This window comes from Tabrizicola caldifontis (assembly GCF_004762095.1).
Lineage (GTDB): Bacteria > Pseudomonadota > Alphaproteobacteria > Rhodobacterales > Rhodobacteraceae > Tabrizicola > Tabrizicola caldifontis.
This window is the reverse complement of record NZ_SIJH01000014.1, coordinates 65,650-89,607: the sequence shown is the minus strand read 5'-3', so window position 1 is coordinate 89,607 and position 23,958 is coordinate 65,650. Positions and strand designations below refer to the sequence as shown.

Genomic DNA, 23,958 nt, shown 5'->3' with positions numbered 1-23,958 from the left:
ACGAAGTCGCACGACCAGGCGACCCTTGCCCTTTGTGGCTGACGGGCCTACGTCTCGCCCATGAGCGCGCTTCGAAGCCTCGGCTCCCTGATCGACGCCTTCCGCCCCGCCGACGGCCCCCCGCCGCAGCGCCTTGGCGCTTTCATGCGCTGGTCGCTGGCGGGATCCTGGCCAATGCTGGTGCTGGCGGGCCTGCTGTCCTCTCTGGCCGGAGTGACCGAGGTGGTCAGCGCGCTGATCCTCGGCTGGGTGATCGATGCCGCGGTGAACTCCGGCCCTGCCGATTTCTTTGCCGCACACTGGCACCTGGTGCTGTGGTTCCTCGCCTTCTACCTGGTCCTCAGACCATTGGCCTTCGCCGTCTCCTCGGCCTCGAACTCGATCGTCATCGGGCCGAACGTGATGCCGTTGGTACTGTCCCGCCTGCATCGCTGGACGCTGGGCCAGTCCGTCACCTTCTTCGACAACGACTTTGCCGGCCGCATCGCGCAAAAGCAGATGCAGGCCGCCCGTGCCGTCACTGATGTCGCGACCGAAGTCATCAACACCGTCTGCTTCGCGCTGGCCTCGGTCATCGGTTCGGTCGCCTTCCTGGTCGCCGTCGATTACAAGGCCGCCATCGCGCTGATGGTCTGGCTGGTTGCCTATATCCTGCTGATCCGCTTCTTCCTGCCCATGGTCAGGAAGAACTCGGCCGCCCGCGCTTCCTCCCGTGCCATGGTTTCGGGTCAGGTCGTGGACACGATCACCAACATCAAGACTGTGAAGCTGTTCGCGCATGCCGCCTTCGAGGACCGCGTGGCGCTGGACGCGATGGAGGTCTTCCGCGAACGCAGCCTGGAATTCGGCGTCATCTCGACCTGGTTCCGGTTCAGCCTCATGCTGCTGGCCGGGGTGTTGCCGGTGCTGCTGATCGGGGGCACCGTCATGCTGTGGCAGCAGGGGCAGGCCACGGCCGGCGACATCGCCGCCGCTGGGGCCATTGCGTTGCGCATTGCACAGATGTCGGGCTGGGTCAGCTTCACGCTGATGTCGATCTACACCTCGGTCGGCGAGGTCGAGGACGGGATGCGCACCCTTTCCGCGCCGCACACACTGACCGATGCTCCGGATGCCCGGCCCCTGCCCCGCGTCAGGGGCGACATCCGGTTCGAGGGCGTGACCTTCGCCTACGGCCGCGAACGCGGCGGGGTGCGGGACATCGACCTGACCATCCGCGCGGGCGAGAAGCTGGCCATCGTGGGCGCCTCGGGTGCGGGAAAATCCTCGCTTGTTTCTCTGCTTCTGCGGCTTTACGACCCCGAACAGGGCCGCATCACCATTGATGGCCACGACCTGCGGTCCGTCACTCAGGAAAGCCTGCGCCGCCAGATCGGCATGGTCACGCAGGAAACCGCGATGTTCAACCGATCCGCCCGCGACAACATCGCCTATGGCCGACCCGAAGCGACCGAAGCCGAGATCATCGCCGCCGCAAAAGCAGCCGAGGCGCACGAATTCATCGCCGGGATGGTCGATCACCAGGGCCGCAAGGGCTATGACGCCTTCCTTGGCGAACGCGGGGTCAAACTGTCCGGCGGGCAGCGCCAGCGCATCGCGCTGGCCCGCGCCTTCCTGAAGGACGCGCCGATCCTGGTGCTGGACGAGGCAACCTCGGCGCTGGACTCGGAAGTCGAGGCCTCGATCCAGGAGGCGCTTGGCCGGGTGATGCAGGGCAAAACGGTGCTTGCCATCGCGCACCGGCTGTCCACCATCGCGGCAATGGATCGCATCATCGTGCTTGACCGTGGCCGCATTGTCGAGGAAGGCAGCCACGAGGCGCTTCTGGCGAAGAACGGCCTCTACGCCCGCTACTGGAAACGCCAGTCGGGCGGGTTCATCGGTACGGAAGATCAGGCGGAAGCGGCAGAGTGATCGTCACCATCGAAAGGCTCGGGCACCTCGGCCACGGAATTGCATCAGGCCCGATCTATGTCCCCGGCACCCTGCCGGGCGAAGTGGTCGAGGGCACGCCTGATGGTGACCGGCTGTTGGAGCCGAAGATCATCACCCCTTCGCCCGACCGCGTGAAACCGCCATGCCGCCATGCCCGGACCTGCGGTGGCTGCCAGTTGCAGCATGCCTCGGATGCCTTTGTCGCGGCCTGGAAATGTCAGGTCGTCGAAACCGCGCTTGCCGGCCAGGGGCTTCGCGCGGACTTTCTGCCACTGGCGACCTCGCCCGCGAAATCCCGGCGGCGCGCGACGCTGTCTGCCCGGCGGACCAGAGGCGGGGTGCTGATCGGCTTTCACGCCCGCGCCTCGGAAACGATCGTGGACATCGCGGACTGCCAGCTGCTTCACCCCGGCATCCTTGCCGCCTTTCCGGGGCTCGAGGCCCTGGTCCGCGCGGGGGGCTCGCGTTCGGCAGAGCTGTCGTTGCAGGTGACCCTGACGCGCGGTGGCCCGGATGTTGTGGTCACCGGCGGCAAGCCCCTGGACGCCGAACTGCGGATGGACCTGGCTCGCATAGTCGAAACCCACGGCCTGTCGCGTCTGACCTGGGACGGCGAAACCGTTGCGCTGCGCGATCGGCCCGCGCTGACCATGGGAGCCGCCACCGTCGTGCCCCCTGCCGGCGCCTTCCTGCAGGCCACGGCCGAAGGCGAGGCCACGCTCCTGGCGGCCGTGCGTCAGGCACTGGGTCCGCAGAAGCGCGTCGTCGATCTGTTTTCGGGCGTCGGCACCTTCACCCTGCCGCTGGCACAGGTGATGGAGGTCCACGCCGTCGAAGGTGACGCGGCAATGATTGCCGCACTTGACCTTGCCGCACGCAACACACCCGATCTGCACCGCATCAGCACGGAAACCCGCGACCTGTTCCGCCGCCCGCTGGAGCCAGACGAACTGAGGGGCCTCACCGCAGCCCTGATCGACCCGCCCCGCGCCGGGGCCGAAGCGCAGACTGACCGTCTCGCGCGATCCGGCGTTCCGGTGATCGCCTTCGTGTCCTGCAACCCGGTCACATTCGCACGCGATGCGAAGACCCTGGTCACCGCCGGCTACCGGCTGGACTGGGTGCAGGTCATCGACCAGTTCCGCTGGTCCACGCACGTAGAGCTTGTGGCCCGCCTCAGCCTGCCGGGCTGACAAACCCGTGATCCCTGCGACAGCCTGACCGGCTGGTCAGATAAGCCCGATTCCTGTAGGACTTGGAAAAAAGAGCAGCGGGCAGGGACATGCGCGGGATAGGACTTCTCCTCCTTCTGGTGGTTACGCTGGGGCTTGCGGGGTGCGCGCCCAAGACGAAATTCCTGAAGTATCGCGGGCCAGAGGTCACGCAGGTCCAGGTCCACAAGACCGACCGCAAGATGTACCTCATTCACAAGGACCGGGTGCTGAAGTCATATGATGTCGGACTTGGATTTGCACCCGAGGGGCACAAGCAGTTCGAAGGCGACGGGAAGACGCCGGAAGGCAGCTACTTCATCACCCACAAGAACCCGAACTCGCGCTTCCATCTGTCGCTTGGCATCTCCTACCCCAACGAGGCGGACCGCGCCTTCGCCGAGGCTCAGGGCAAAAGCCCCGGCGGCGACATCTTCATTCACGGCGGACCGCGGCGTCCGACCACGGCCCGCGACTGGACCGAGGGCTGCATTGCGGTCAGCGACAAGGAGATGGAAGTGATCTATTCGATGGTCAAGCCGGGCACCCCCATCCACATCCTGCCCTGAATGGCTGCACGGGAATGGGCGCCAGCGGCGCCCGGATGCTAGGCGCCGGTGACCAGTGTCCACCAGATCTTGCCGCTGGGCTCCTGGAACCATGCGAAGCCGATCAGCCGCGCCGATGGGTCCATGATGACGTTTCGGGTGTCAGGATTGTTCATCCAGGTCGCCAGCGTTTCCAGCTCGGTCTCGTAGGTTTCCGAGATCAGCTCGCCCACCAGACGGCCGGTGAAGCCGACGCGCTGCACGCGGGTCAGCGGCGATGATCCGTCAGATCCGAAGTGCCAGGGACGGTTCTGCACCGCCATGTCGCGCGAATGGGTCGCAGCGGCGGCGTTCAGCCTTGCATCGAAGGTCACCGGCGGCAGCGAGCGCGCCGCGCGCAGGGTGTTCACGGAATCAAGCAGGCGGAACGAAACCTCTTCCTCGTCGCCTGGCCTTATCCAGTAAACCTTCGGCAGCGGCCGGCCGTCCGGCCCCAGGGTCGGGGCGGTTGTCGGGGCACAGGCCGCCAGAGCCAGCGCGGCACCTTGCAGAAGCAGGAAACGTCGATCCATTCCGTCCACCGTTGTTCTGCCGCAGTTCGCGGCGGTCCGCGCCGTCATATCGGAAGCCGGATCGGGGTTCAAACGGGACTCGTGCCGATCGGCAAGGGATGACGGCGGTTTGAATTGCGGAACGGGACCCATCTGACTATATCCCGCGAAAAGTTGAACAGAGACAGAGCAGGAGTATCCGCCATGGCCAATGGGTCCATCAGCCGCCGTGCCCTGTTGGGGGGGGCTGCCGGGATGGCCGGTCTTGCCGCGCTTCCGGCGCTGGCACAGGACGGGACCACCGAATTCACCCCTCCGGCATCCAGCAGCGTGCGCAACAACATTTCCAGTTTCCGCATGTTGCAATGGCAGGACTACTTCGACAACACCCGCAACGGGGCGATCCTTGTCGACATCACCTCGCGTGCCCTGCATTTCTGGTCAGAGGACCAGTCGATCTACCGGCTCTATCCGACCTCTGTGCCACTGTCCGAGGATCTGACGCGCCGGGGCCGGACCGAGGTGGTGCAGAAGGTGGTGAACCCGCCATGGCGCCCGACCCCCGCGATGAAGCAGCGCAACCCGGATTGGCCGGACATGGTGCCGGGTGGCGCCAAGGACAATCCCCTTGGAACCCGCGCCCTGTATCTGTCGTGGACCTACTATCGCATCCACGGCACGCACGACACGCGCAAGATCGGTCGAAAGTCATCGAACGGCTGCATCGGGCTTTACAACGAACATGTGGAAGAGCTGTTCGAATATGCCCGGGTCGGCACGCAGGTTCTGCTGATCTGACGGGTTTTCCCCATACGAAAGCATCGGGCCGCAGCGCAGACATGCTGCGGCCCGATTTTCTTTCTGCGCCGCAATACGTGCCGGCGCCGGTTTCACAGATCCAGCGGCGGGCCGGTGAACCGCAGATGGAACCTTGCCGCCAGGCCCTGCAGGGCGGCCATGTCCTCGGGAATGCGCAGACCGGCAGCGGCCGCCTCGGTGAAGAAGCCCTCGAACCCGCCCGGCGTCAGAATGACCAGATGCCTGCAGCCCGCCGGGTCGTCGACCTGGAAGGTATGCTCGGTGCCGCGCGGGATGAAGAAGGCCTCACCTGGCTGCAGGCCGGCCTGGCGCGCGGCTGTCCAGACGCGGCAGGATCCGGCGAGGACCACGAAAGTCTCGTCCTCGGCCTCATGCACATGGCGGGGCGGGCCACTGCCCTGCGGCGAATGGCTGTCAACGATCGACATTGCGCCACCGCTCTCGCCCGGCGAAAGAATGGTCCTGTACTGCACACCGCGCCATTCGACGCAGCCTGGATCCGTGGAGATATCTTTCATCGTTTCGCTCCGTCATGGTTCGAAACGAAGGCGCCTTCGTTGACGACAGGCTAAACGAGGCGCAGGCTATCCGTCCAACCGATCCTTTGAATAGGCGCTATCGGCATGGTCAATTTCGCTACCTTCGACCTGAACCTCCTGCGTGTGCTCGACTGCCTGCTCCGCGAAGGATCGACGATCCGCGCCGGGCAGAAGCTGGGCCTTTCGCAATCTGCCGTCTCGGGGGCGCTTGGGCGCCTCAGGCAGGCGCTGGACGATCCCCTGTTCGTGCGGCAGGGGAACCGGCTGGTCGCGACCGAACGGGCCGCCCGGATGGCCGAACCGCTGCAGGCCGAGCTTGAGCGCCTTCAGGCCCTGCTGTCGCCCGAGGCACCGTTCCGTCCCGACACGGCGACCGGAGCGTTCAAGATCGCGGGCAGTGATTTCTTCGCCGAAATGCTGATGCCGGAACTGGGGGCGCGGCTTGGGCGCGAGGCGCCCGGGGTAACAGTGCAACTGGTCGATCTGGTGCCTTCCGATTATCTGGCCAGCATCGACCAGCGCGGCGCGGATCTGGCCCTTCTGCCCGAGAGACCCGTGCCGGACTGGATGGTTTCCGCCCCTGCCTTCACCTCATCCTTCGTGGTCATCAGCCGCTCAGGCAACCCCGCGCTTGCCGATCTTGCCGAAGGCGCCACCATTCCGATCGACCGCTTCTGTGCCCTTTCGCATGTCCTCTTCTCGCCCGAGGGCAGGCTTTCCGGCATGGGGGACGCGGCACTTGCCCGGGTGGGCCGCAGCCGCAGGATCGCCATAACGGTGCCGCTGTTCTCGGCCGTGTGCCGCGTGGTAAGCGAAAGCGACCTTGTCGCGCTGGTGCCCCGCCAGCTGGCAGAGCGGGTCCGCGCCAGCCACAGACTTGAGATCCGGCTGCCCCCGGTAGAGATCGCACCCGCGCAGATGATCGGCGTCTGGCACCGGCGAACCGACAGGTCGCCCTTTGCAGCCTGGATGCGGAATCTGGTGTTCGACCTTCTTAGCCGGATCTGACGGAAACGTGGGGCGCGGGCTAGCGCCCGCGCGGCAGCCAGCCCGTCAGATTTTCTTCGATCACCGCAACCAGCGCCTCGATATGTGCCGGGTCGTCATTCAGGCAGGGAATGTAGGTGAATTCCTCGCCGCCTGCATGTTCGAACGCCTCGCGGATCTCGCCGTTGATTTCCTCGAGCGTCTCGATGCAGTCGGCCGAAAAGGCCGGGGCGATGACGGCGATGCGCTTCTTGCCCGCCTTGGCCAGTTCGGCCACATGTTCGACCGTGTAGGGGCGCAGCCATTCCTCGGGGCCGAAGACGGACTGGAAGGTGGTGTCGATCGACCCCTTTTCCCACCCCAGCCGTTCCCGCAACAGGCGCGAGGTCTTGGCGCACTGGCAGTGGTAGGGGTCGCCTTCCATGAGGTAACGCTTCGGCATGCCGTGATAGCTGGCCACCAGAACGTCGGGCTTGTGGTCCAGTTTCGCATAGGCCGTCTCGACCGACCGGGCCAGCGCCTCGACATACAGCGGATGCTCGAAGTATTCCGGCACCGTCCGCACCGCGGGCTGGCGCTTCTCCTTCATCAGGGCACGGAAGAACTGGTCGTTCGCCGTGGCCGAAGTGGCGCCGGCGTAATGGGGATAAAGCGGGAAGAACAGGATCTTCTCGCACCCGGCCTCGACCATCGCGCGCACCCGGCTTTCGGTGGAAGGGTTGCCGTAGCGCATGCAGAAATCAACCATCACCTCGGGCCCGTGGCGTTCGGTCAGCTTCGCCGCGATCGCCGCCGTCTGCGCCTTGGTGATCGTCATCAGCGGGCTTTCGTTCAGCTCGTGGTTCCAGATCTGCCTGTAGTTCGCCCCCGACGAAAACGGCCGCTTGGTCAGGATGATCAGCTGCAGCAGCGGCTGCCACTTCCAGCTGGCGTAGTCGATCACCCTCTTGTCCGACAGGAACTCGTTCAGATAGCGGCGCATCGACCAGTAATCGTAATTGTCCGGCGTGCCCAGATTGGCGACCAGCACCCCGATCCTCGCCCTGCGGACCGGAGGATGGTCGGCGGGGGCGTGGGCAAGGCGTCCCTGCCCCGGCATGACCAGGTCGGTGTCGGTGTCCTGCGCGGATTTGGCGTCAAGCATCTGAATGATCCCGAATGTTCCCTGCGGGACATATAGGCTTGGCGGGCAGGGTCAACCGTCCTTGGGCAACCGGTGTTCCGGCACACGCAGCGCCTCGGCCAGTCTTGCCCTGGCCGAACCGGGCCGCAGCGGCTGCTGCTGGCTTTCGTGCGGGGCCCAGCCGGTCAGGAACACCAGTTCGAAAGTCGCGCGCAACTGGCCTTGGGGGGTGGAAAACGCGCGGCGATAGACCGCCTCGGCCGCGGCAAACACCCGACGATCCGTGAACCGGCGCAGGCGACCTGCCAGGGCATTCGTCTCTCCCATGCTGCGCATGTCGGCGTAAAGCGTAGCCAGCGCGCGGTAGTGTACCGTCTGGGTCACGCTGTCGGCCACCGGCAGGGCCAGTCCGGCGCGTTGCATCAGCGCGCCCAGATCGCGGATTTCCCCCATCGGCAGCACCCGGGGCGACAGGCCCCCCGTCACCAGGCTTTCCGCCTCGGCCAGGCTCGCGCGCAGCTCGTGCAACGTCTCGCCCCCCGGCAGCACCGCGATGCACAACCCGTCTGGGCGCAGGGCGCGACGGCATTGCACCAGTTGGCCCACCGGATCGTTCGCCCAGTGCAGGGCCATTGCGTGGATCACAAGATCGTGCGCCCCCGGTTCAAGGGCCAGCACCTCTTGATCCGGCACGATCCGGGGGTTGCCCGGAAAATCGGCCCAGACATGAGGAAAAGGCGTCACGATAGCGGGGGCCGTAAAGGTTCTGTTAACCTCGTCCAGTCTTTCCTCGATGTCGGCGCGGGCGATGCGGTGCAGGAACAGGGCCTCGCCATGGCCCGGCAGGGCCTGGGCGCGGGCACGGTGGCGGGCAAGGGCGTTGCGGTCGGTCAGGGGCGGCGGCGTGGTCATCGCGCCGGACCATAGGGGGACGGTATGGGAATGCAAGCTGCGCTGCATCTGCTGTATCCGCCCCAATGCATCAGCTGCGACGCGGCGGTGACGACCGACTTCGGCCTCTGCGGCGCCTGCTGGCGCGAGACGCCCTTCATCGTCGGGCTGGTCTGCGACCGCTGCGGCCTGCCCCTGCCGGGGGGCGAGCCGGGAGAGACCGCCCTTTGCGACGACTGCATGACCATCGCGCGGCCTTGGGGTCAGGGCCGCGCGGCGCTGCTGTATCAGGACAACGGGCGCCGGCTGATCCTGGCGCTGAAGCATGGCGACCGGTTGGACCTTGCGCGCCCTGCCGGGGCCTGGCTGCACCGCGCGGCGGCACCGATCCTGCGTCCGGGCATGCTGGTCGTTCCCGTGCCCCTGCACTTGAGCCGCCTGTTCCGCCGCCGCTACAATCAGGCGGCACTTCTGTCGAAGGCGGTAGCAGGGCTTGCGGGGCTGGACCACTGCCCGGACGCGCTCGTTCGCAGCCGCAACACGGGCACGCAGGACGGCCGGACCCGCGACGGCCGCCTCGCCAACCTGGCCGGGGCCTTCCGGGTGCCGCCTCGCCGTCGCCGGCTGGTCGAGGACCGCGACATCCTTGTGGTCGATGACGTGATGACCTCGGGGGCGACCTTCGCCGCCGCGACCGAGGCGCTGCATGCGGCAAATGCGCGGTCTGTCTGTGTTGTGGCCCTTGCGCGCGTTGCGAAAGACGGCTGAATCCCTATAGTCGCGGCGCACAGCGAGGTTCCCATGCGCCCGGTCGAAATCTACACCACCCCGTTCTGTCCCTATTGTCATGCAGCCAAACGGCTTCTGGACCGCAAGGGTGTGGCCTACCGTGAAATCGACGTCAGCCGCGACCCCGGTCTGCGGCAGGCGATGATCCAGCGCGCGCACGGACGGCACACCGTGCCGCAGATCTTCATCGGCGATACGCATGTCGGCGGGTCGGACGACCTGCACGCGCTGGAGGCGGCGGGCAAGCTTGACCCGCTTCTTGCCGCATGATCCGGGCTGCGCTGGTCCAGCTGAACGTCTCCGACGATCCGTCAGCCAACCTGCCGGCCACGGTGGCGCTTGTCCGGCAGGCGGCGGCAGCCGGGGCCGGGTTCGTCCTGACCCCGGAGCTGACCAATGGCCTGTCCTCCAGCCGCGCCCACCAACGCAGCGTCTTCCGGCATGAGGAAGCGGACGAGACGCTTGCCACCCTTCGGGCCGAGGCTCAGGCGGCGGGCATCTGGCTGCTGATCGGCTCGCTGGGCCTTCTGACCCATGATGCGGACGGCCGCTTTGCGAACCGCAGCCTGCTGGTCGGGCCGGATGGCCAGGTACGGGCACGCTATGACAAGATCCACATGTTCGATGTGAATGTCTCGGAAACCGAGGTGTATCGCGAAAGCGACGGCTACCGGCCGGGAAACCGTGCGGTGCTGGCCGAGACACCCTTTGCCAGAATCGGGATGACGGTCTGCTATGATGTCCGCTTCCCGGCGCTTTATCGCCGCCTGGCGCAGGCGGGTGCGCAGATCCTGACGGTTCCTGCGGCCTTCAACCACATCACCGGCGCGGCGCACTGGGAAACGCTGCTGCGCGCAAGGGCGATCGAGACGGGCTGCTTCGTCCTCGCCCCGGCGCAGACCGGTTTTCACCCCGAAACGGCTGGCAAGGGCCGGCGCACCCATGGCTATTCCCTGGCCGTCGCCCCCTGGGGCGAGGTGCTGGCTGATGGGGGTACGGAACCCGGCGTGACTCTGGTCGATCTCGACCTTTCCCGGGTGGCCGAAGCGCGCCACCGCGTCCCCTCGCTGACCCATGACCGGGACTTTGCAGGACCATGAGCGCGGACAAGACCGACGACATCGCAGTGGCGCTGTTCGGCGAGCTGTTCATGGCCGACCAGCTGGCGCGGAACCGGATCTCGAAGGTGCTGCCCAAGGGGATGGAGCTGTCGCATTTCTCGGTCCTGAACCATCTGGCCCGGATCAACGACGAACGCACGCCGGCGCAGCTGGCCAAGGCGTTCCACGTCACGCGCGGAGCGATGACGAACACGCTGTCCCGGCTGGAATGGGCGGGTCACATCCACATCCGCCCGGATTGGGACGACGCGCGGCAGAAGTTCGTCGCGATCAGCCCTTCGGGCCGGGCGGCGCGCGATTCCGCCGTGGCAGCCGTCGTGCCCCTGATCGCCGAGGTGGTGCAGGCGTTGGGCCCCGACCGGGTGCGCGCGCTTCTGCCGGTGCTGCGCGAACTGCGCCAGCGACTTGAAGATGCGCCCTGAACGGCGTGGCACCGGCAGCACATGGGCCGGGGCTTTTCGCCACGTTTACTGTGGATAAGCCTGCTGTCGGTCGTTAGGCCTTGCCCTGCCCCGGTTATCTTCGCATAGATGGATGGGGTATCCAGGGTTCCGGACACATGTTGCCTTTGCCAAGCCGCATCCTCGCCTCGCTTGCCGTCAGCACGGCACTTTTCACCGTTCCGGCCCTTGCCGAGATACCCAATTCCCTGAACCTGAACGGCACGACCGGGCTGATCGACATGCCCTCGGGCGAGGCGCAGGAGGATGCGCGCTTCATCTATTCCCTGGCTGTGGCCGGGCCGATCACCCGCGCGACCATCAGCTTCCAGTTCACCGAACGGCTCTCGGGCTCTTTCAGGTTCCAGACATGGCGCAACTGGAACGAACTTGTCCCGGACGCCCCCGAGAAACTTACCGACAAGAGTTTCGACATCCGCTACCTGCTGCTGAAGGAAAGCCGTTACCTTCCTGCGCTGACCATCGGGATGATCGATTTCACCGGCCGTGGCCTGTATTCGTCGGAATATGTGGCGGCGACCAAGAGCTTCGGCGACCGGCTCAAGGTGACGGCGGGTCTCGGCTGGGGCCGGCTGGGATCCTACGGCGGGATCGGGGCGCCTTTCGGCGACCGTCCGCCGCTGGATCCGTCCGACTACGGCACGCCCAACACAGAACAGTGGTTCAGGGGCGATGCGGCGCCCTTCGCCGGGATCGAATACCGGATCAACGACAACTGGACCTTCAAGGGCGAATATTCCTCGGATGCCTATGTGATGGAGGAAGACCGGGGTCTGATCGAACGCGACAGCCCGTTCAACTTCGGCTTCGAATATCAGCGCGGCCCGATGGCGCGCTACGGCATCTATTCGCTGCATGGGTCAGAGATCGGCTTTGCCTTCCATCTGACGCTTGACCCGAAAACCCGGGCAACGGGTGGGGTGATGGGCGCGGCACCCACGCCGGTAAAGGCAAGGCCGTCGCGGACGGCGGACCCCGATGCATATGACGGCGAGTGGGTGAGCCAGCCCGATGCCGGGCCGGTGCTGCGCCAGAACCTGGCGAAGCGGCTGGCCAAGGACGGCATCATCATCGAGAACCTGTCCTACACGGCCCAGACCGTGCAGATCCGCATCCGCAACGGTCGGATCGACGCAGGACCGCAGGCGATCGGCCGCACCGCCCGCGCATTGAGCCATGTGATGCCTGCCTCGGTCGAGGTGTTCGAGATCGTGCCGATCGTGAATGGCATCGGGGCATCCAAGGTCACCATCCGCCGCAGCGACCTGGAACAGCTGGAATTCGCCGCCGACAACGCCACGCTTCTGCGCCAGAAGGTGATCCTGTCGGACGCCGGCCCGCTGGCGGCAAATGCCGTGGGCGACGACGGGCTTTATCCGAAATTCCGCTGGGGCCTGCGCCCGGCGTTCCGCCTGTCCGAACCGCTGAAGGGGGATGTCGGGGTTCGGCTTGGGGCCTCGTACGACATTCGCCCCGGGCTGGTGCTTTCGGGATCGGTCTACAAGCGCCTGTTCGGCAACGTGGACCGTTCCGGCGAGTATTCGGATTCGGATCTGCCGCATGTCAGGTCCGACAGCTCTCGCTACACGAAATTCGCCGATCCCGGGATCGAGAAGCTGACCCTTGCCTGGTATGCACGGCCGGCGGAGAACCTCTATTCCCGTGTCACGCTGGGCTACCTGGAACGGATGCACGCCGGCATTTCGGGCGAACTGCTGTGGAAACCCGTGGACAGCCGCCTCGCGCTTGGGGTCGAACTGAACTACACGCGGCAACGGGACACGGATGGCGGCCTGGGCTTCGACGAATATGACTATGACGTGGTGACCGGCCATGTCTCGGCCTATTACGAGTTCGGCAACGGCTTCATCGGCCAGCTGGATGTCGGCAGGTATCTTGCCGGCGACTATGGCGCCACCGTGTCGGTCGACCGGGTGTTCGCGAATGGCTGGCGGGTCGGGGCCTTCGCCACCGTCACCGACGTCAGCCCCGAGGAGTTCGGCGAGGGAGGGTTCGACAAGGGGATCCGGTTCTCGATTCCGCTGAACTGGGCGCTGGGGAACGAGGGCGGCACCAGCCTTGGCGCAACGCTGCGTCCGGCACTTGGCGATGGCGGCGCACGGGTCGATGTGGACGGGCGCATCTACAACACGATACGCGAATACCACGGCACCGCGCTGGATACGGAATGGGGAAGGGTGTGGCGTTGACGCTTTGCAAACGGCTGTCGGCCGGGCTTCTGCTGCTGGCACTGCTGGCCGGTTGCGGCAAGGAACGGTCAGAGCCGTCGCCGATGACGGCGACCCTTGGCACGGTGGCCAAGGCAACGCTTTCGCAACTGCCCGGCCGCCGGGCTGCCGCGGCACCGGCCAAGGCCACTGCCAAGGTGACCCGGGCCGATCTTGAGAAATACGGCGTGCCGATCCTGCGCGTGGTGATCCCGGTGCGTTCGACAGATGCCCTTGTCACCCCGATCGACACCAAGGGCGATGTGGTCACCTGGTCAACCACCGACGGCACCACCTTCACGCTGCGCGACGGAGTGCTGATCCAGACCCGCGGGCTTGGGCCCGACCTGATGTCGTCGCAGGCCCCGACGGTTTCGCAGCTCCTGACCCCTGGCGGAACCCACCCTCGGCAGTATTTCTTCCTCGGGACGGACGACCGGACCACCCGGCGCGCCTATGACTGCACGGTGACGATTGCCGGGCAGGAAGTGATCGAAATTCTCGGGCGATCTCACAGGGTGACGAAGGTCCGCGAGGAATGCGCCCGTGCGCAGGGCAAGATCACCAATGACTTCTGGTTCGAAGGCCAGACGATCCGCAAGTCGCGCCAACTGATCAGCGGTGCCGCCGGGTTCGGAGAATTCGAGCTGGTGATCGACTGACGGCCGCCTTCCCGGTGCCGCCCCAGCAGATCAGTAGTCGCGCTCGACGAAGATGCCGATCCCGGTTTCGCCAGTGTCGCTGACCCTGCCCTTTACCGTCACACCGGGCCGGAGGTCCAGGTTAAGGCTGATCGTGCTCTTGCCTGCCTGTTCGATCTCGATCTCGCTGTAGGCATTCTTGCTGATGTACTTTCCGGCAGTCAGGGCGGTCTGGCCCTCTTCCGACGTGGCCACGTCCAGATCGTCAAGGCCGAAACCCTGTCGCAGCCGGTTGACCAGGCCCTCGCCCCCGCGTCCGGCGAGAACCGCGATCGCATTGGCCAGCTGCGCGGCCTGCAGCACCGACAGGTTGTCAAGCGCACGTCCGAACAGAAGTCGCGCGAGTGCCTCTTCCTGCGGCAGTTCGGGGACCGAGGTGAAGCGGACCGAAGGATCGTCTGCCGGGCCTTCGATGGTGACGGTGCTGACGACCCCGTCGGTCTCGGCCTGGGCGGACACCAGCAGGGTCGGAACGAAACTGCCTGACAGTTGCAGATCCGCCTGGGACAGGACGAGGCGCTTGCCCAGAATGTCCAGCCGGCCTCGGATCAGATTGAATGCCCCCGACGGCAGGATCTGCGCCGAGCTTCCCATCAGGCGGATCTGCCCGCCAAGCTCGGCGTCGATTCCGCGCCCGCGCACGAACACCCGCGCCGGGGCCGACAGCATGACATCCAGCCCGAAGGGGCGGGCACCACCATCCCGGCCGGCGCCGCCCTTGCCGTCACCCAGCAGCCCGGCCCGCAATCGGGTGGCCAGCACTTCAGCGGGTTCGTTGACATGGCGAACATCCAGCAGCGCGGCTGTGCTGGCAAAACCGGTGGACGGCACGCGCAGCTCTGCCTCGCTAACGGCCAGGGCACCTGTAATGAGCGCGCCGCCGGTCAGAGGCCCGCTTACGGACAGCGACCCGCGCAGGAAGGCCTCGTAGAGGTTGGGGTCTATCAGGCGGATGTTCTCAAGTCCGATCTGGAAGCGCGCAGGAAACGGGGCCGACAGGCCGACGGGACCATCCAGCCGAAGGGTTCCGCCCGTCGACAGCCGGGACGTGGCCGAAACCTGCGCCTCGCCGCCCTGCAACTGGGCCATGGCCTCCAGCCGTTCCAGCGCCACGCCGAGGTCTGGATCCGACAGGCGCCCGTTCGCCAGGGTGACCCGGCCCGAAAGCGACGCCAGCCGGAATGGGCCGTTCATGCGCAGGTCGAAACGGGTCGCGCCTTCCAGCGCCCTGGGCGAAATGAAAAGGTTCGCCAGCCCCGCCTGACTGGTCCCAGTGATCGCAAGATCGCCGGAGACAAGGCTTTGCGCCAACCGCCCGCTGACCCGGGCATCGACCCCGCCGGGACCACGCGCCCCGAGGTTCAGCGAATAGCCGGTCGCATCCTGTGTCGCCTCGCCTGAAACGACCAGCGGTCCGGCAAGGTCGGGGATCAGCAGGCCAAGATTCGCCAGCCGTGCGGTGATCGTCAGCCGTCGGACCGCTTCCTCGAGCCGTCCGGATATCAAGGCGTCGATCTGCGGATTCGCAAGGCTGGCACGGTCGATCTGGATCAGCCCGTCCTGCAGCGTCAGCTGGGCCGCAAGGCGGCTTTCCCCGGCCAGGATCCGGTCGGCCTCGGGTTTGCCCGTGCGCAAGGACCGTCCCAAGCCTGACAGCGCGATCGTGCCGCGTTCCGGCGTGCCGTCGAACCGGGCACCAAGGCTGGCGCTGCCGCCCAGACCGGGGCCAAGAGGCGCAAGGTCGGAGAGCAGGATCTCGCCGGTCAAGCTGGACCTTCCGGTGGTGATCCTGCCGCTGGCCGTGGCGCGAAGGGGCCCGGCAGTCATGTCCAGCGCACGCAGCGTGGTGCCACTGGTGTCGCGCAGGGCCGAAAGGCCAAGCCTCGACGGTCCGGCAAGCAGCCGGTCGATGGCTGCGATGTCAAGGCGAAGGTCGGTGGCCTCGACCTCGGCCTGCACATCGAAGGCCCCTGAAAGCGGGCTGGCCGAACCTTCCAGCCTGATCGTCCCGCTGCCCGCCAGGGGGCGCCCAGCCAGGCCGGAAAAGCGGCCCAGATCATCGGCAGTCAGGATAACCCGGCCCGAGGTACGCAGTGCGGACTGAAGCCCTTCCAGCCGAAGATTGCCCGTGACCGCAAAACCCGCCCCGCCAAGCGAGATGTCGGAAAGGGTCAGCGCCCCGCTGCCCTGCAGGGCATGGAAGCGCAAACTGCCGTCCAATGCCGGCCCCAGTGCATCGGCAACCGCCCGATCGGCGGGGGCCAGGCCCGACGCCGCCAGCCGCAGCGTGCCGCCGAAGGTATTGCCCGCTGGCGTTCGGCCGATCCGGCCAGAGCCTTCCAGCGAGATCCGTTCCGCCGAAAGATCATCCCGGTCCAGCCCGCGCAGCGCGACGGATGCCCGCCAGCCCGCATCATTGCCAAGCCGCGCAACCAGGGTCAGGTCGGCGCCGGCAACGCGCGTCGGCGTCTGGCCGAAGGGCAACAGAACCGGGTTGCCGTCAGGCGCGGCAAGCGTACCCTGCATATCCAGCGTCTCGGGCAGACCATCCGCTGCCAGCGCTCCGCTTCCGGTCAGCCGCAAGGACCGCGTGGTCAGCGCAAAGGCATCCACTTCCAGACGGCCCGAGGGCCTGCGCAGGGCATCAAGGGCAAGCGCAACCTCGTTGCCGAAGAAGTCCACGTAATCAGGGGCCAGCAGCGGCACGAGGTTTCCCGCGACATCGGCCAGAAGACGATAGCCGCTGTCCCCGCCCTTCAGGGTCACGGCGCCCGCCAGCCGGTCCTGCCCGTCGGTGGCAAGGCGGATATCTGCGCTGAAATCCTCCAGCGGGCCTGTTCCTTGCATGCGGAACTCGGCCGCCGGGGCGCCCGGAATGTCCAGCAGGCTGACGACCATGCCGCCGGGTCCCTCGGCCGCGCTCAGGTCGATCTGCAATGTTCCTGTGGCATTGGAATAGCCGGCGTCCAGGATGATCTCGCCCGAAGGTCCATCGCCGGTGCGGATCAGGTTCAGCCTTGCGGTCCCTTCGCCGCCTGCCAGGGTCAGCGCCGCATCAAGGCTGCCCTCGACCGGCTGGCCAAGGACCGAGGGCGCGATCTCGATGCGATCGGCGGAAAGACGGTCGATGCGGATCGACACCGGAAGTTCGGGCAGGCTGAACGCGGTTGCCTCGGGCGAGATGGTGCTTTCGGGTGTGTCGGGCAGGCGGTCGAGGATGATTTCTCTTGCCGACAGTTCGCTGACATTGACCTGTCCCGACAGAAGGGCCGAGCGGCTCCAGTCCAGGGTCACGCCGCGAATGGTCAGCCAGATTCCGGTATCGTCGGCGATGGTCACTTGCTCGATCGTCGCCTGGGCGGACAAGGCCCCCTCGAAACCGGTGATGATGACTTCGCGTCCCGCGTCGGACAGGTTGTCTTCCAGAAACGCGGTCAGAAAGCCGCGGTCGTCCTCCTGCGCCAGGGCGGGCGGGGCAAGCAGGGCCAGCGACAGGATCACGGCGGCGCGCATCAGAAAGCCTGCCCCAGACCGATGTAGAACTGCACCCCGTCGCCCGTCGTGCCGCTGATCGGGGCAGCGACATCCAGCCGGATAGGGCCGATGGGCGTATCGTAACGCAGACCCAGGCCGGCCCCGGCATGGCTTGCGGCCTGGCCATCCAGAATGCCGTCCAGCCCGACAGTCCCCGCGTCGATGAAGCCCACCAGTCCGATCCGTTCGGTCACCTTGCCGCGCAGTTCCAGTGACCCGGCCGCGAAGAACTTGCCGCCGATCTGAAAATCGAACACGCCACGGGTCACGGGAATGCCCAGCGAACGATAGGGCTGCCCCCGAACCGTTCCACCGCCGCCGGAAAAGAACAGCAGGTCGCGCGGCGTGTCCAGAAGTGTCGGCCCATAGATCGCTCCGCCTTGCAGCCGGGCTGCAACGACAAGGCGGCCGGTCTGGCCCAGCAGGCGATAGATGCGCCCATCCGCCGTGACGCGGACGCCCGAGCCGGTGGTCGCAAAACCCAGAAAGGGCTGCAGGGTGGCATCAAGATAGGTGCCGCTTGTCGCATCGGTGGCAACATCCCGCCGGTCCCATATCACGCCCAGGGGCAGTGAAAGGTTGCGGAAGTTGAAGCTTCCAGCAGGATCCTGTCCGTTCTGGTAGGAATAGGTCAGCCCGGCGCGCGCGGTCAGCTGTTCCGAAAAGACATGCGAGAAGACCAGGCCGAAATTGACCGTGTCGGCGGAATAGTCGATCTCGTCCAGATGCTCGTAACGCAGCAGCAGCCCGGCCGTTGTGTCGGGTGTCAGCGTTGCGGGGCGGTCGATGGTCACGCCGATCGCATAGTCGATCCCGCTTGCGCCAGAACCGACGTTCGTGATCGACCCGTCAAGCCGCAACCTCTCGCCGCCGCCAAGCAGGTTTCGGTGCAGCCACATGCCGGTCAGGGACAGACCGTCCAGACTGGCAATCTCGGCCCCCAGCGAGTAGCGGCGCGGTTTCTGTTCGACAAGCTGTGCCGTGATTCCAAGAAGATCGGGGGCGGTGATGACATCGTCCTCGACCAGGGCGACCGAACTGAAGATGCCGGTCCGGCGAAGGCGCGTCTCGGCCCGGCGCAGTTCGCTTTCGCTGAAGGTTGCGCCCTCGGGCAGGCCGGCGATCTTGCGGATTCGGGCCTCGCGCATCCGCTGTTCACCCGTGATCGCCAGAGGCCCGAAGCGCAACCGCGGGCCGGGGTCGAGCCTGACATCGACATCAAGAACCGCCCTCGCGTGGTCGGCGACCACACGCTGGTCTGCGACTGCGGCCTTTGCATGGCCCGCCTCGCGCCAGGCGCGAAGGGAAAGATCGACCGCATCCGCCACCACGCCGCTTTCGGCTGGCCGGCCGGTGCCGAACCCGGCGGGAAGCTCGCCCCCTGCAATGCGCGGCACAATCCGTGTCGCACCGAACAGGAAGGTAGGGCCGGGATCAACCAGGATGGTGATGTTGGAAACGCTGCGCGGCCCTTCCAGCGGACGAATCTCTGCCGCTTCGCGCCCGTCCACAGAAATGCGGATGACTGCGGAATAGTGCCCCCGCGCATAAAGCGCGGCAAGAATGCGCCCGTAGTCGGACCTTGCGGCTGCCAGCAGATCCTGCGGGTCGGTCTGGCCCTGCGCTTGCAGGGCACGAACCTGCGACGCGGCATTCACCGCAGCCGCGATCTCCTCGTCGCCGCCACGAATCTGAACATCGACCCGATCCAGCGCCTGCACGGCGCCACAGGACAGCCAGGCTGCCGCAAGGGCAAGGAAAAACCGGCGAACACGCTGTCCGGGACGGGCAGACATTTCCGTCGGGCCTCCATTCCTGATCGCAACAACTATTGCAGCTTGCGCCGCAGGGGGCAATCCGCCGGCTGGGCCGGGTGGTGGCTTCCTGCGCCTGTCACCGGGGTGTCATGCGGCCACGCCATCAAGGGGCAACCGAAAGGGAGACCCACGATGGACGACGGCAGCTACGATCTTGACACCGCCTACCGGATCGACGGCCCCGAGGACGCCCGGCGCATGTATGGCGACTGGGCGGCCACCTATGACGAAAGCTTCGGCGCGGCCTGGGGCTACATCGCCCCGCGCGAGATCGCGGCGATCCTGAAGGACGAGATCGCGCAAGGGGCCGAGATCCTGGACATCGGCGCGGGCACCGGCCTGGTGGCAGAGCACCTGCGCGGACTGACGGTGGACGCGCTGGACATCACGCCCGAGATGCTGGAGGTCGCACGACCGAAGGGCCTTTACCGGAAGCTGATGCTGGGCGACCTGACCAAGGCCCTGGACATCCCCGACGCGAGCTACGACGCGGTGGTCAGTTGCGGCACCTTCACCCACGGCCATGTCGGCCCGGAATGTTTTGCGGAACTCTTGCGCATCACCCGCCCCGGCGCGGTCTTTGCCTGCGGCACCATCGGCCCGGTGCTGGACGGGGCCGGCTTCGGCTCGGAACTTGCCCGCATAGTGGCGCATGGCCGGATCACCCCGGTCGCCTGGCGCGACATCCCGATCTACGAGGGCGCCGAGCATCCGCACAAGGACGATCGGGGCCTCGTGATGGTGTTCCGCCGGCTCTGAGGCCGGGGCAGGACATGACCCGATCCGGGTCATGTCTTGAGGAATGACATGATTCCCTTGGCTACCTTCGGCTGCGCCAGGCCCGGGTCGGGCCATGGAGTGCGGACTGCGGAGTGGAAGCTGGAGGAGGATCAGGAATGAGGGTTCTGAAAGGTGGTGTCGCCGCGCTGGCCGTTGCGGCGCTGGTGGCGATGCCGGTTCCCGTTGCGGCCAAGGCCGACAAGGAAGACATTGCCCGCGCGCTTGCGGCCTTGGCGATCCTGGGCGTTGCGGTCGCCAAGGCCAGGAACGACCCGGACGGCTGGGACGAGGACCGTTACGGCGATCCGTTCAGCCCGGCCCAAGGCGTGATCTGCCTGCCGAAGCCGAAACAGTGCTTCAAGGACGGGCGTTTCTCCTACCGCTGGACCCGGCGGATCTTCGGTATCTGACCCTCTGCACGGAAAGGAAAACCATGAAGTCTCGTCATATCCTTGTTCTGGCGGCAAGCCTGCTGGCCGCGCTGCCCCTGTCGGCGGAAGAGGCCCAGACCCCGGTCGATCCCGCAACCATCGATCCGGTCGCCCGGATGGAGAAGGCGGTGAACACCAAGGCGCTCGAGCGCATCATGACCGACGAATCGGGCCTGTTGTCGCCCGGCGACGGCCTGCGTCTTCTGATCGTCGCGCAGCAGCGGGCCCTTGCCGAGAACTGCGAAGGCTATGCCGTCGATGAAACGAAATTCGCGGCGGTGATGTCCGATATCCTGTCCGGCCTTCAGGGGATGACCGAGGAAGGCCAGAACAATCTGGCGGTGGACATGGTGATGGGGGCCTATGCGATGAGCCTCGGGGGGCTTACAGCAGTCGCCGCCTATGACACTGCACGCTTCTGTTCCCGCGGCGCCGAGATCCGGGACGAACTGGCCGAGGATACCGAAGGGCGCATTTCGGTTCTGATGCCCGCCCAGTAATCCGGCTGGACCGCAAAGGCGCCCCGCCGCAGCGGGGCGTCGGCCGGATCAGGGCGTAGTCCGCGGCCTCGACAGCGCTCCGAGGCGGTCCATCATCCTGACCACCCCGAGGAACTGGCGCGCGACCGACAGGGTCGTGCCGTGTTCGCTGAACCTGGCGAGGGTTCCGCCAGGGGTCGAGATCTGCCCGCGCCCCCTTTCGACCACCAGTTGCCGCTGCAACAGTCGGTCAACGTGGCGGCGCACCGTTTCGACCGGCAGATCAAGGGCTTCGGCAATCCGGCGGCGCGAGATGTGGCCGCGATACTCGGGCGGAAGCTGCTGGCGGGTCAGCAGCGCCTCGCTTGCGGGGGGGGGCGCGCATGAATCGCTGGACCGTGGCGGCGACGATGACCAGAAACACCATGCATTCCTCGGGCCTGAGCTTTACCGTTCTCTGAAGATCCAGCTGGATGGCAATGATGGCGTTGACCATGGCGAAGCCGATCGGTCGTTCCGCCGCCTCGAACTGGGGGATGTTGAGTGCATAGGACGGCTCGCAAACCCTGTTGACGGGCACCATGGGCAGCCTCTTCGTGATCGGCATGACAAAAGATAATACGGCTCGATCAGGCGAAAAGGTTCCGCGATAGGGAGAGCGGCCTTGCATCCCCAAGGTCAAGGGCGTATATGAGCTTCAACAGCGGTTTCGGGGTCCAAACCCGAAGCTACCGGAAGATGTGAGCGGGCCGCCTGGTCCGCTTTTTCGTTTTGGAACCCTTATGTCCGATCTTGTCGCGAAAACCTCCATCGACCGCCGTCTGGCCGACATCGTCCAGCCGGTGATCGAAGGCATGGGCTACGAGCTTGTCCGCCTGCGGCTGATGGGTGGCAAGACGCGCGTGTTGCAGATCATGGCCGACCGGCCCGAGGGCGGGATCGGCGTTGACGAATGCGGCGAGATTTCCACCGCCGTTTCCGCCGTGCTGGATGTGGAAGACCCGCTTGAGGATACCTATATCCTCGAGGTCTCCTCCCCCGGCATCGACCGACCGCTGACCCGGCTGAAGGATTTCGAGATCTGGAAGGGTTGGGAAGCCCGGGTCGAGACGACCGAACTGATCGACGGCCGCCGCCGCTTCAAGGGCCATCTGGCAGGGGTGGAAGGCGACGAGGTGCTGATCACCATCGAGGACGGCGGCAAGGAGGTCACCATCGGGCTGAAGTTCGACTGGCTTTCGGATGCCAAGCTGATCCTGACCGACGAACTGATCGCCGAGATGCTGCGCCAGAAGAAGGTGGCCGAACCTACCGAGGGCCAGTTCGACGTGATCGAGGAAATTGACGGGGACGAGGACGACGGGTCCGCCCCCGAGACGAAACACTAGGGAGAGACCCCATGGCAATCACCTCTGCCAACCAGCTGGAGCTTCTGCAGACTGCCGAAGCCGTGGCGCGCGAGAAGATGATCGACCCGGATCTGGTGATCCAGGCGATGGAGGACAGCCTCGCCCGGGCCGCCAAGTCGCGCTACGGCGCGGAAATGGACATCCGCGTCAAGATCGACCGCAAGACCGGCCGCGCCACCTTTACCCGCGTCCGCACCGTGGTCGAGGATGACGCGGTGGAAAACCACCACGCACAGCTGACGGTGAAACAGGCGAAGTCCTACCTGGCCGATCCCAAGGTCGGCGACGAGATCGTGGACGAGGTTCCGCCCGTCGATCTGGGCCGTATCGCCGCGCAGTCGGCCAAGCAGGTCATCCTGCAGAAGGTGCGCGAGGCCGAACGCGACCGCCAGTACGAGGAATTCAAGGACCGCAAGGGCACCATCATCAACGGCGCCGTCAAGCGCGAGGAATACGGCAACATCATCGTCGATATCGGCCGCGGCGAAGGCATCCTGCGCCGGAACGAGAAGATCGGCCGCGAATCCTACCGCATCGGCGACCGCATCCGCTGCTATATCAAGGACGTGCGCCGCGAACCACGGGGGCCGCAGGTCTTCCTTTCGCGCACCGACCCGCAGTTCATGGCCGAGCTTTTCAAGATGGAGGTGCCGGAAATCTACGACGGCATCATCGAGATCAAGGCCGTGGCCCGCGATCCGGGCAGCCGCGCCAAGATCGCCGTCATCAGCTATGACAACTCGATCGACCCGGTCGGCGCCTGCGTCGGCATGCGCGGCAGTCGCGTGCAGGCCGTGGTGAACGAGCTTCAGGGCGAAAAGATCGACATCATCCCGTGGAACCAGGATCCGGCCACGTTCCTTGTAAACGCGCTGCAACCGGCCGAGGTGTCGAAGGTCGTGATCGACGAAGAGGCCGGCAAGATCGAGGTCGTGGTGCCGGACGAACAGCTTTCGCTGGCCATCGGCCGTCGCGGTCAGAACGTCCGTCTGGCCAGCCAGCTTACCGGCCTTGACATCGACATCCTGACCGAGGCCGAGGAATCGCAGCGCCGTCAGGCCGAATTCGCCGAGCGCACCAAGCTGTTCATGGACACGCTGGACGTAGACGAGATGATGGCGCAGCTGCTGGTGGCCGAGGGCTTCACCAACCTCGAGGAAGTCGCCTATGTCGATATCGACGAACTGCTGTCGATCGACGGCTTCGACGAGGAGACGGCAGCCGAGCTTCAGGCCCGCGCCCGCGACTACCTGGAAGCGGCCAATGCCAAGGCGATGGAAAACGCCCGCAAGCTGGGGCTGGAGGACAGCCTTGCCAACTTCGAAGGGCTGACCCCGCAGATGCTGGAAGCTTTGGCCCAGGATGGAATCAGGACGCTGGAAGATTTCGCCACCTGTGCCGACTGGGAACTGGCCGGCGGCTGGACGACCGAGAATGGCGTCCGCAAGAAGGACGAAGGCATCCTGGAAAAGTTCGACGTGTCGCTGGAAGAGGCGCAGAACCTGATCATGACCGCACGGGTCATGCTGGGCTGGGTTGATCCGGCAGAGCTGGAAGAGCCCGCCGACGAGGCCGATGCCGACGAGGAGGCCGAGGCCTGATTT

At 66.0% G+C, this 23,958-nt stretch carries 24 protein-coding genes; 16 read left to right on the top strand and 8 right to left on the bottom strand.

Annotated features, from left to right (window positions below):
* Positions 1-60 precede the first annotated feature (60 nt).
* The 3 genes from EYB42_RS13100 (at position 61) to EYB42_RS13090 (ending at position 3,715) form a co-directional block, all read left to right on the top strand.
* The gene (locus EYB42_RS13100) at positions 61-1,914 is read left to right on the top strand and encodes an ABC transporter ATP-binding protein (RefSeq protein WP_135450572.1); all 1,854 of its coding nucleotides are present in this window, start codon (positions 61-63) and stop codon (positions 1,912-1,914) included.
* A complete protein-coding gene (locus EYB42_RS13095; protein WP_135450571.1) occupies positions 1,911-3,128 on the top strand; it encodes a class I SAM-dependent RNA methyltransferase in 1,218 nt (405 codons plus the stop codon). Before EYB42_RS13100 ends, EYB42_RS13095 begins: the two co-directional genes overlap by 4 nt.
* 89 nt (positions 3,129-3,217) lie before the next feature.
* Positions 3,218-3,715, top strand: a complete 498-nt coding sequence (locus tag EYB42_RS13090; RefSeq protein WP_135450570.1) for a L,D-transpeptidase family protein — start codon at positions 3,218-3,220, stop codon at positions 3,713-3,715.
* 38 nt (positions 3,716-3,753) lie between these two features.
* On the opposite strand, the gene EYB42_RS13085 is transcribed toward EYB42_RS13090, so the two are convergent.
* Entirely contained in the window at positions 3,754-4,266 is a 513-nt protein-coding gene (locus tag EYB42_RS13085) for a CAP domain-containing protein (RefSeq protein ID WP_135450569.1), read from the bottom strand.
* A 183-nt stretch (positions 4,267-4,449) separates the two neighbouring features.
* Between EYB42_RS13085 and EYB42_RS13080 the strand changes: the two genes are divergently transcribed.
* Positions 4,450-5,043 (top strand): L,D-transpeptidase, encoded by a 594-nt coding sequence (locus tag EYB42_RS13080; protein ID WP_135450568.1) that lies wholly within the window; start codon positions 4,450-4,452, stop codon positions 5,041-5,043.
* 92 nt (positions 5,044-5,135) lie between these two features.
* Here the strand turns inward: EYB42_RS13080 and EYB42_RS13075 are convergent, their stop codons facing one another.
* Positions 5,136-5,582, bottom strand: a complete 447-nt coding sequence (locus tag EYB42_RS13075; protein ID WP_135450567.1) for a cupin domain-containing protein — start codon at positions 5,580-5,582, stop codon at positions 5,136-5,138.
* 105 nt (positions 5,583-5,687) lie between these two features.
* Between EYB42_RS13075 and EYB42_RS13070 the strand changes: the two genes are divergently transcribed.
* Complete coding sequence (locus EYB42_RS13070) at positions 5,688-6,611, top strand: LysR family transcriptional regulator (RefSeq protein ID WP_135450566.1); 924 nt, start codon at positions 5,688-5,690, stop codon at positions 6,609-6,611.
* A 19-nt stretch (positions 6,612-6,630) separates the two neighbouring features.
* Here the strand turns inward: EYB42_RS13070 and hemH are convergent, their stop codons facing one another.
* Complete coding sequence (gene hemH, locus EYB42_RS13065; protein WP_167851022.1) at positions 6,631-7,689, bottom strand: ferrochelatase; 1,059 nt, start codon at positions 7,687-7,689, stop codon at positions 6,631-6,633.
* A gap of 96 nt (positions 7,690-7,785) precedes the next feature.
* Positions 7,786-8,673 (bottom strand): methyltransferase domain-containing protein, encoded by an 888-nt coding sequence (locus tag EYB42_RS13060; RefSeq protein ID WP_240784157.1) that lies wholly within the window; start codon positions 8,671-8,673, stop codon positions 7,786-7,788.
* Between EYB42_RS13060 and EYB42_RS13055 the strand changes: the two genes are divergently transcribed.
* The 6 genes from EYB42_RS13055 (at position 8,650) to EYB42_RS13030 (ending at position 13,865) form a co-directional block, all read left to right on the top strand.
* Positions 8,650-9,372 (top strand): ComF family protein, encoded by a 723-nt coding sequence (locus EYB42_RS13055; RefSeq protein ID WP_135450563.1) that lies wholly within the window; start codon positions 8,650-8,652, stop codon positions 9,370-9,372. The two genes, EYB42_RS13060 and EYB42_RS13055, sit on opposite strands and share 24 nt — an antisense overlap.
* 33 nt (positions 9,373-9,405) lie before the next feature.
* Positions 9,406-9,663 (top strand): glutaredoxin 3, encoded by a 258-nt coding sequence (gene grxC / locus EYB42_RS13050; protein ID WP_135450562.1) that lies wholly within the window; start codon positions 9,406-9,408, stop codon positions 9,661-9,663.
* A complete protein-coding gene (locus tag EYB42_RS13045) occupies positions 9,663-10,493 on the top strand; it encodes a carbon-nitrogen hydrolase family protein (protein ID WP_135450628.1) in 831 nt (276 codons plus the stop codon). The genes grxC and EYB42_RS13045 overlap by 1 nt, the downstream gene beginning before the upstream one ends.
* The gene (locus EYB42_RS13040; protein WP_135450561.1) at positions 10,490-10,936 is read left to right on the top strand and encodes a MarR family winged helix-turn-helix transcriptional regulator; all 447 of its coding nucleotides are present in this window, start codon (positions 10,490-10,492) and stop codon (positions 10,934-10,936) included. Before EYB42_RS13045 ends, EYB42_RS13040 begins: the two co-directional genes overlap by 4 nt.
* 137 nt (positions 10,937-11,073) lie before the next feature.
* Positions 11,074-13,185 carry a YjbH domain-containing protein gene (locus tag EYB42_RS13035; protein WP_135450560.1) on the top strand — a complete coding sequence of 704 codons (2,112 nt, stop codon included), beginning with the start codon at positions 11,074-11,076 and terminating at the stop codon, positions 13,183-13,185.
* Positions 13,182-13,865, top strand: coding sequence for a YjbF family lipoprotein (locus EYB42_RS13030; protein WP_167851020.1), 684 nt, complete (start codon positions 13,182-13,184; stop codon positions 13,863-13,865). Before EYB42_RS13035 ends, EYB42_RS13030 begins: the two co-directional genes overlap by 4 nt.
* A 30-nt stretch (positions 13,866-13,895) precedes the next feature.
* Here the strand turns inward: EYB42_RS13030 and EYB42_RS13025 are convergent, their stop codons facing one another.
* Positions 13,896-17,417 carry a translocation/assembly module TamB domain-containing protein gene (locus EYB42_RS13025; protein WP_135450558.1) on the bottom strand — a complete coding sequence of 1,174 codons (3,522 nt, stop codon included), beginning with the start codon at positions 17,415-17,417 and terminating at the stop codon, positions 13,896-13,898.
* Positions 17,417-19,234, bottom strand: coding sequence for an autotransporter assembly complex protein TamA (locus EYB42_RS13020; protein WP_135450557.1), 1,818 nt, complete (start codon positions 19,232-19,234; stop codon positions 17,417-17,419). Before EYB42_RS13020 ends, EYB42_RS13025 begins: the two co-directional genes overlap by 1 nt.
* Before the next feature lie 153 nt (positions 19,235-19,387).
* On the opposite strand from EYB42_RS13020, the gene EYB42_RS13015 reads away from it, so the two are divergent.
* From EYB42_RS13015 to EYB42_RS13005, 3 genes are all read left to right on the top strand, one after another.
* Entirely contained in the window at positions 19,388-20,014 is a 627-nt protein-coding gene (locus tag EYB42_RS13015; protein WP_135450556.1) for a class I SAM-dependent DNA methyltransferase, read from the top strand.
* Positions 20,015-20,151: 137 nt separating this feature from the next.
* Positions 20,152-20,445 carry a hypothetical protein gene (locus tag EYB42_RS13010; RefSeq protein WP_135450555.1) on the top strand — a complete coding sequence of 98 codons (294 nt, stop codon included), beginning with the start codon at positions 20,152-20,154 and terminating at the stop codon, positions 20,443-20,445.
* Positions 20,446-20,468: 23 nt separating this feature from the next.
* A complete protein-coding gene (locus tag EYB42_RS13005; protein WP_135450554.1) occupies positions 20,469-20,966 on the top strand; it encodes a hypothetical protein in 498 nt (165 codons plus the stop codon).
* Between the two features lie 48 nt (positions 20,967-21,014).
* Here EYB42_RS13005 and EYB42_RS13000 read toward each other — a convergent pair whose 3' ends face one another.
* Entirely contained in the window at positions 21,015-21,212 is a 198-nt protein-coding gene (locus tag EYB42_RS13000) for a hypothetical protein (RefSeq protein WP_136646050.1), read from the bottom strand.
* A 16-nt stretch (positions 21,213-21,228) separates the two neighbouring features.
* Positions 21,229-21,528, bottom strand: a complete 300-nt coding sequence (locus EYB42_RS12995; RefSeq protein WP_167851019.1) for a hypothetical protein — start codon at positions 21,526-21,528, stop codon at positions 21,229-21,231.
* 199 nt (positions 21,529-21,727) lie between these two features.
* On the opposite strand from EYB42_RS12995, the gene rimP reads away from it, so the two are divergent.
* Both rimP and nusA read left to right on the top strand, forming a co-directional pair.
* The gene (rimP, locus tag EYB42_RS12990; RefSeq protein WP_135450551.1) at positions 21,728-22,333 is read left to right on the top strand and encodes a ribosome maturation factor RimP; all 606 of its coding nucleotides are present in this window, start codon (positions 21,728-21,730) and stop codon (positions 22,331-22,333) included.
* An 11-nt stretch (positions 22,334-22,344) separates the two neighbouring features.
* Positions 22,345-23,955 carry a transcription termination factor NusA gene (nusA, locus tag EYB42_RS12985; RefSeq protein WP_135450550.1) on the top strand — a complete coding sequence of 537 codons (1,611 nt, stop codon included), beginning with the start codon at positions 22,345-22,347 and terminating at the stop codon, positions 23,953-23,955.
* Positions 23,956-23,958: the final 3 nt, after the last annotated feature.

Bases quoted from the DNA above. Each gene is read 5' to 3' on its own strand.
- EYB42_RS13055 (WP_135450563.1), top strand. From the start codon at position 8,650: ATGGGAATGCAAGCTGCGCTGCATCTGCTGTATCCGCCCCAATGCATC.
- rimP (WP_135450551.1), top strand. From the start codon at position 21,728: ATGTCCGATCTTGTCGCGAAAACCTCCATCGACCGCCGTCTGGCCGAC.
- grxC (WP_135450562.1), top strand. From the start codon at position 9,406: ATGCGCCCGGTCGAAATCTACACCACCCCGTTCTGTCCCTATTGTCAT.
- EYB42_RS13015 (WP_135450556.1), top strand. From the start codon at position 19,388: ATGGACGACGGCAGCTACGATCTTGACACCGCCTACCGGATCGACGGC.
- nusA (WP_135450550.1), top strand. From the start codon at position 22,345: ATGGCAATCACCTCTGCCAACCAGCTGGAGCTTCTGCAGACTGCCGAA.
- EYB42_RS13005 (WP_135450554.1), top strand. From the start codon at position 20,469: ATGAAGTCTCGTCATATCCTTGTTCTGGCGGCAAGCCTGCTGGCCGCG.
- hemH (WP_167851022.1), bottom strand. From the start codon at position 7,689: ATGCCGGGGCAGGGACGCCTTGCCCACGCCCCCGCCGACCATCCTCCG.
- EYB42_RS13080 (WP_135450568.1), top strand. From the start codon at position 4,450: ATGGCCAATGGGTCCATCAGCCGCCGTGCCCTGTTGGGGGGGGCTGCC.
- EYB42_RS13010 (WP_135450555.1), top strand. From the start codon at position 20,152: ATGAGGGTTCTGAAAGGTGGTGTCGCCGCGCTGGCCGTTGCGGCGCTG.
- EYB42_RS13090 (WP_135450570.1), top strand. From the start codon at position 3,218: ATGCGCGGGATAGGACTTCTCCTCCTTCTGGTGGTTACGCTGGGGCTT.
- EYB42_RS13100 (WP_135450572.1), top strand. From the start codon at position 61: ATGAGCGCGCTTCGAAGCCTCGGCTCCCTGATCGACGCCTTCCGCCCC.
- EYB42_RS13085 (WP_135450569.1), bottom strand. From the start codon at position 4,266: ATGGATCGACGTTTCCTGCTTCTGCAAGGTGCCGCGCTGGCTCTGGCG.
- EYB42_RS13040 (WP_135450561.1), top strand. From the start codon at position 10,490: ATGAGCGCGGACAAGACCGACGACATCGCAGTGGCGCTGTTCGGCGAG.
- EYB42_RS13020 (WP_135450557.1), bottom strand. From the start codon at position 19,234: ATGTCTGCCCGTCCCGGACAGCGTGTTCGCCGGTTTTTCCTTGCCCTT.
- EYB42_RS13075 (WP_135450567.1), bottom strand. From the start codon at position 5,582: ATGAAAGATATCTCCACGGATCCAGGCTGCGTCGAATGGCGCGGTGTG.
- EYB42_RS13070 (WP_135450566.1), top strand. From the start codon at position 5,688: ATGGTCAATTTCGCTACCTTCGACCTGAACCTCCTGCGTGTGCTCGAC.
- EYB42_RS13025 (WP_135450558.1), bottom strand. From the start codon at position 17,417: ATGCGCGCCGCCGTGATCCTGTCGCTGGCCCTGCTTGCCCCGCCCGCC.
- EYB42_RS13035 (WP_135450560.1), top strand. From the start codon at position 11,074: ATGTTGCCTTTGCCAAGCCGCATCCTCGCCTCGCTTGCCGTCAGCACG.
- EYB42_RS12995 (WP_167851019.1), bottom strand. From the start codon at position 21,528: ATGGTGCCCGTCAACAGGGTTTGCGAGCCGTCCTATGCACTCAACATC.
- EYB42_RS13060 (WP_240784157.1), bottom strand. From the start codon at position 8,673: ATGCAGCGCAGCTTGCATTCCCATACCGTCCCCCTATGGTCCGGCGCG.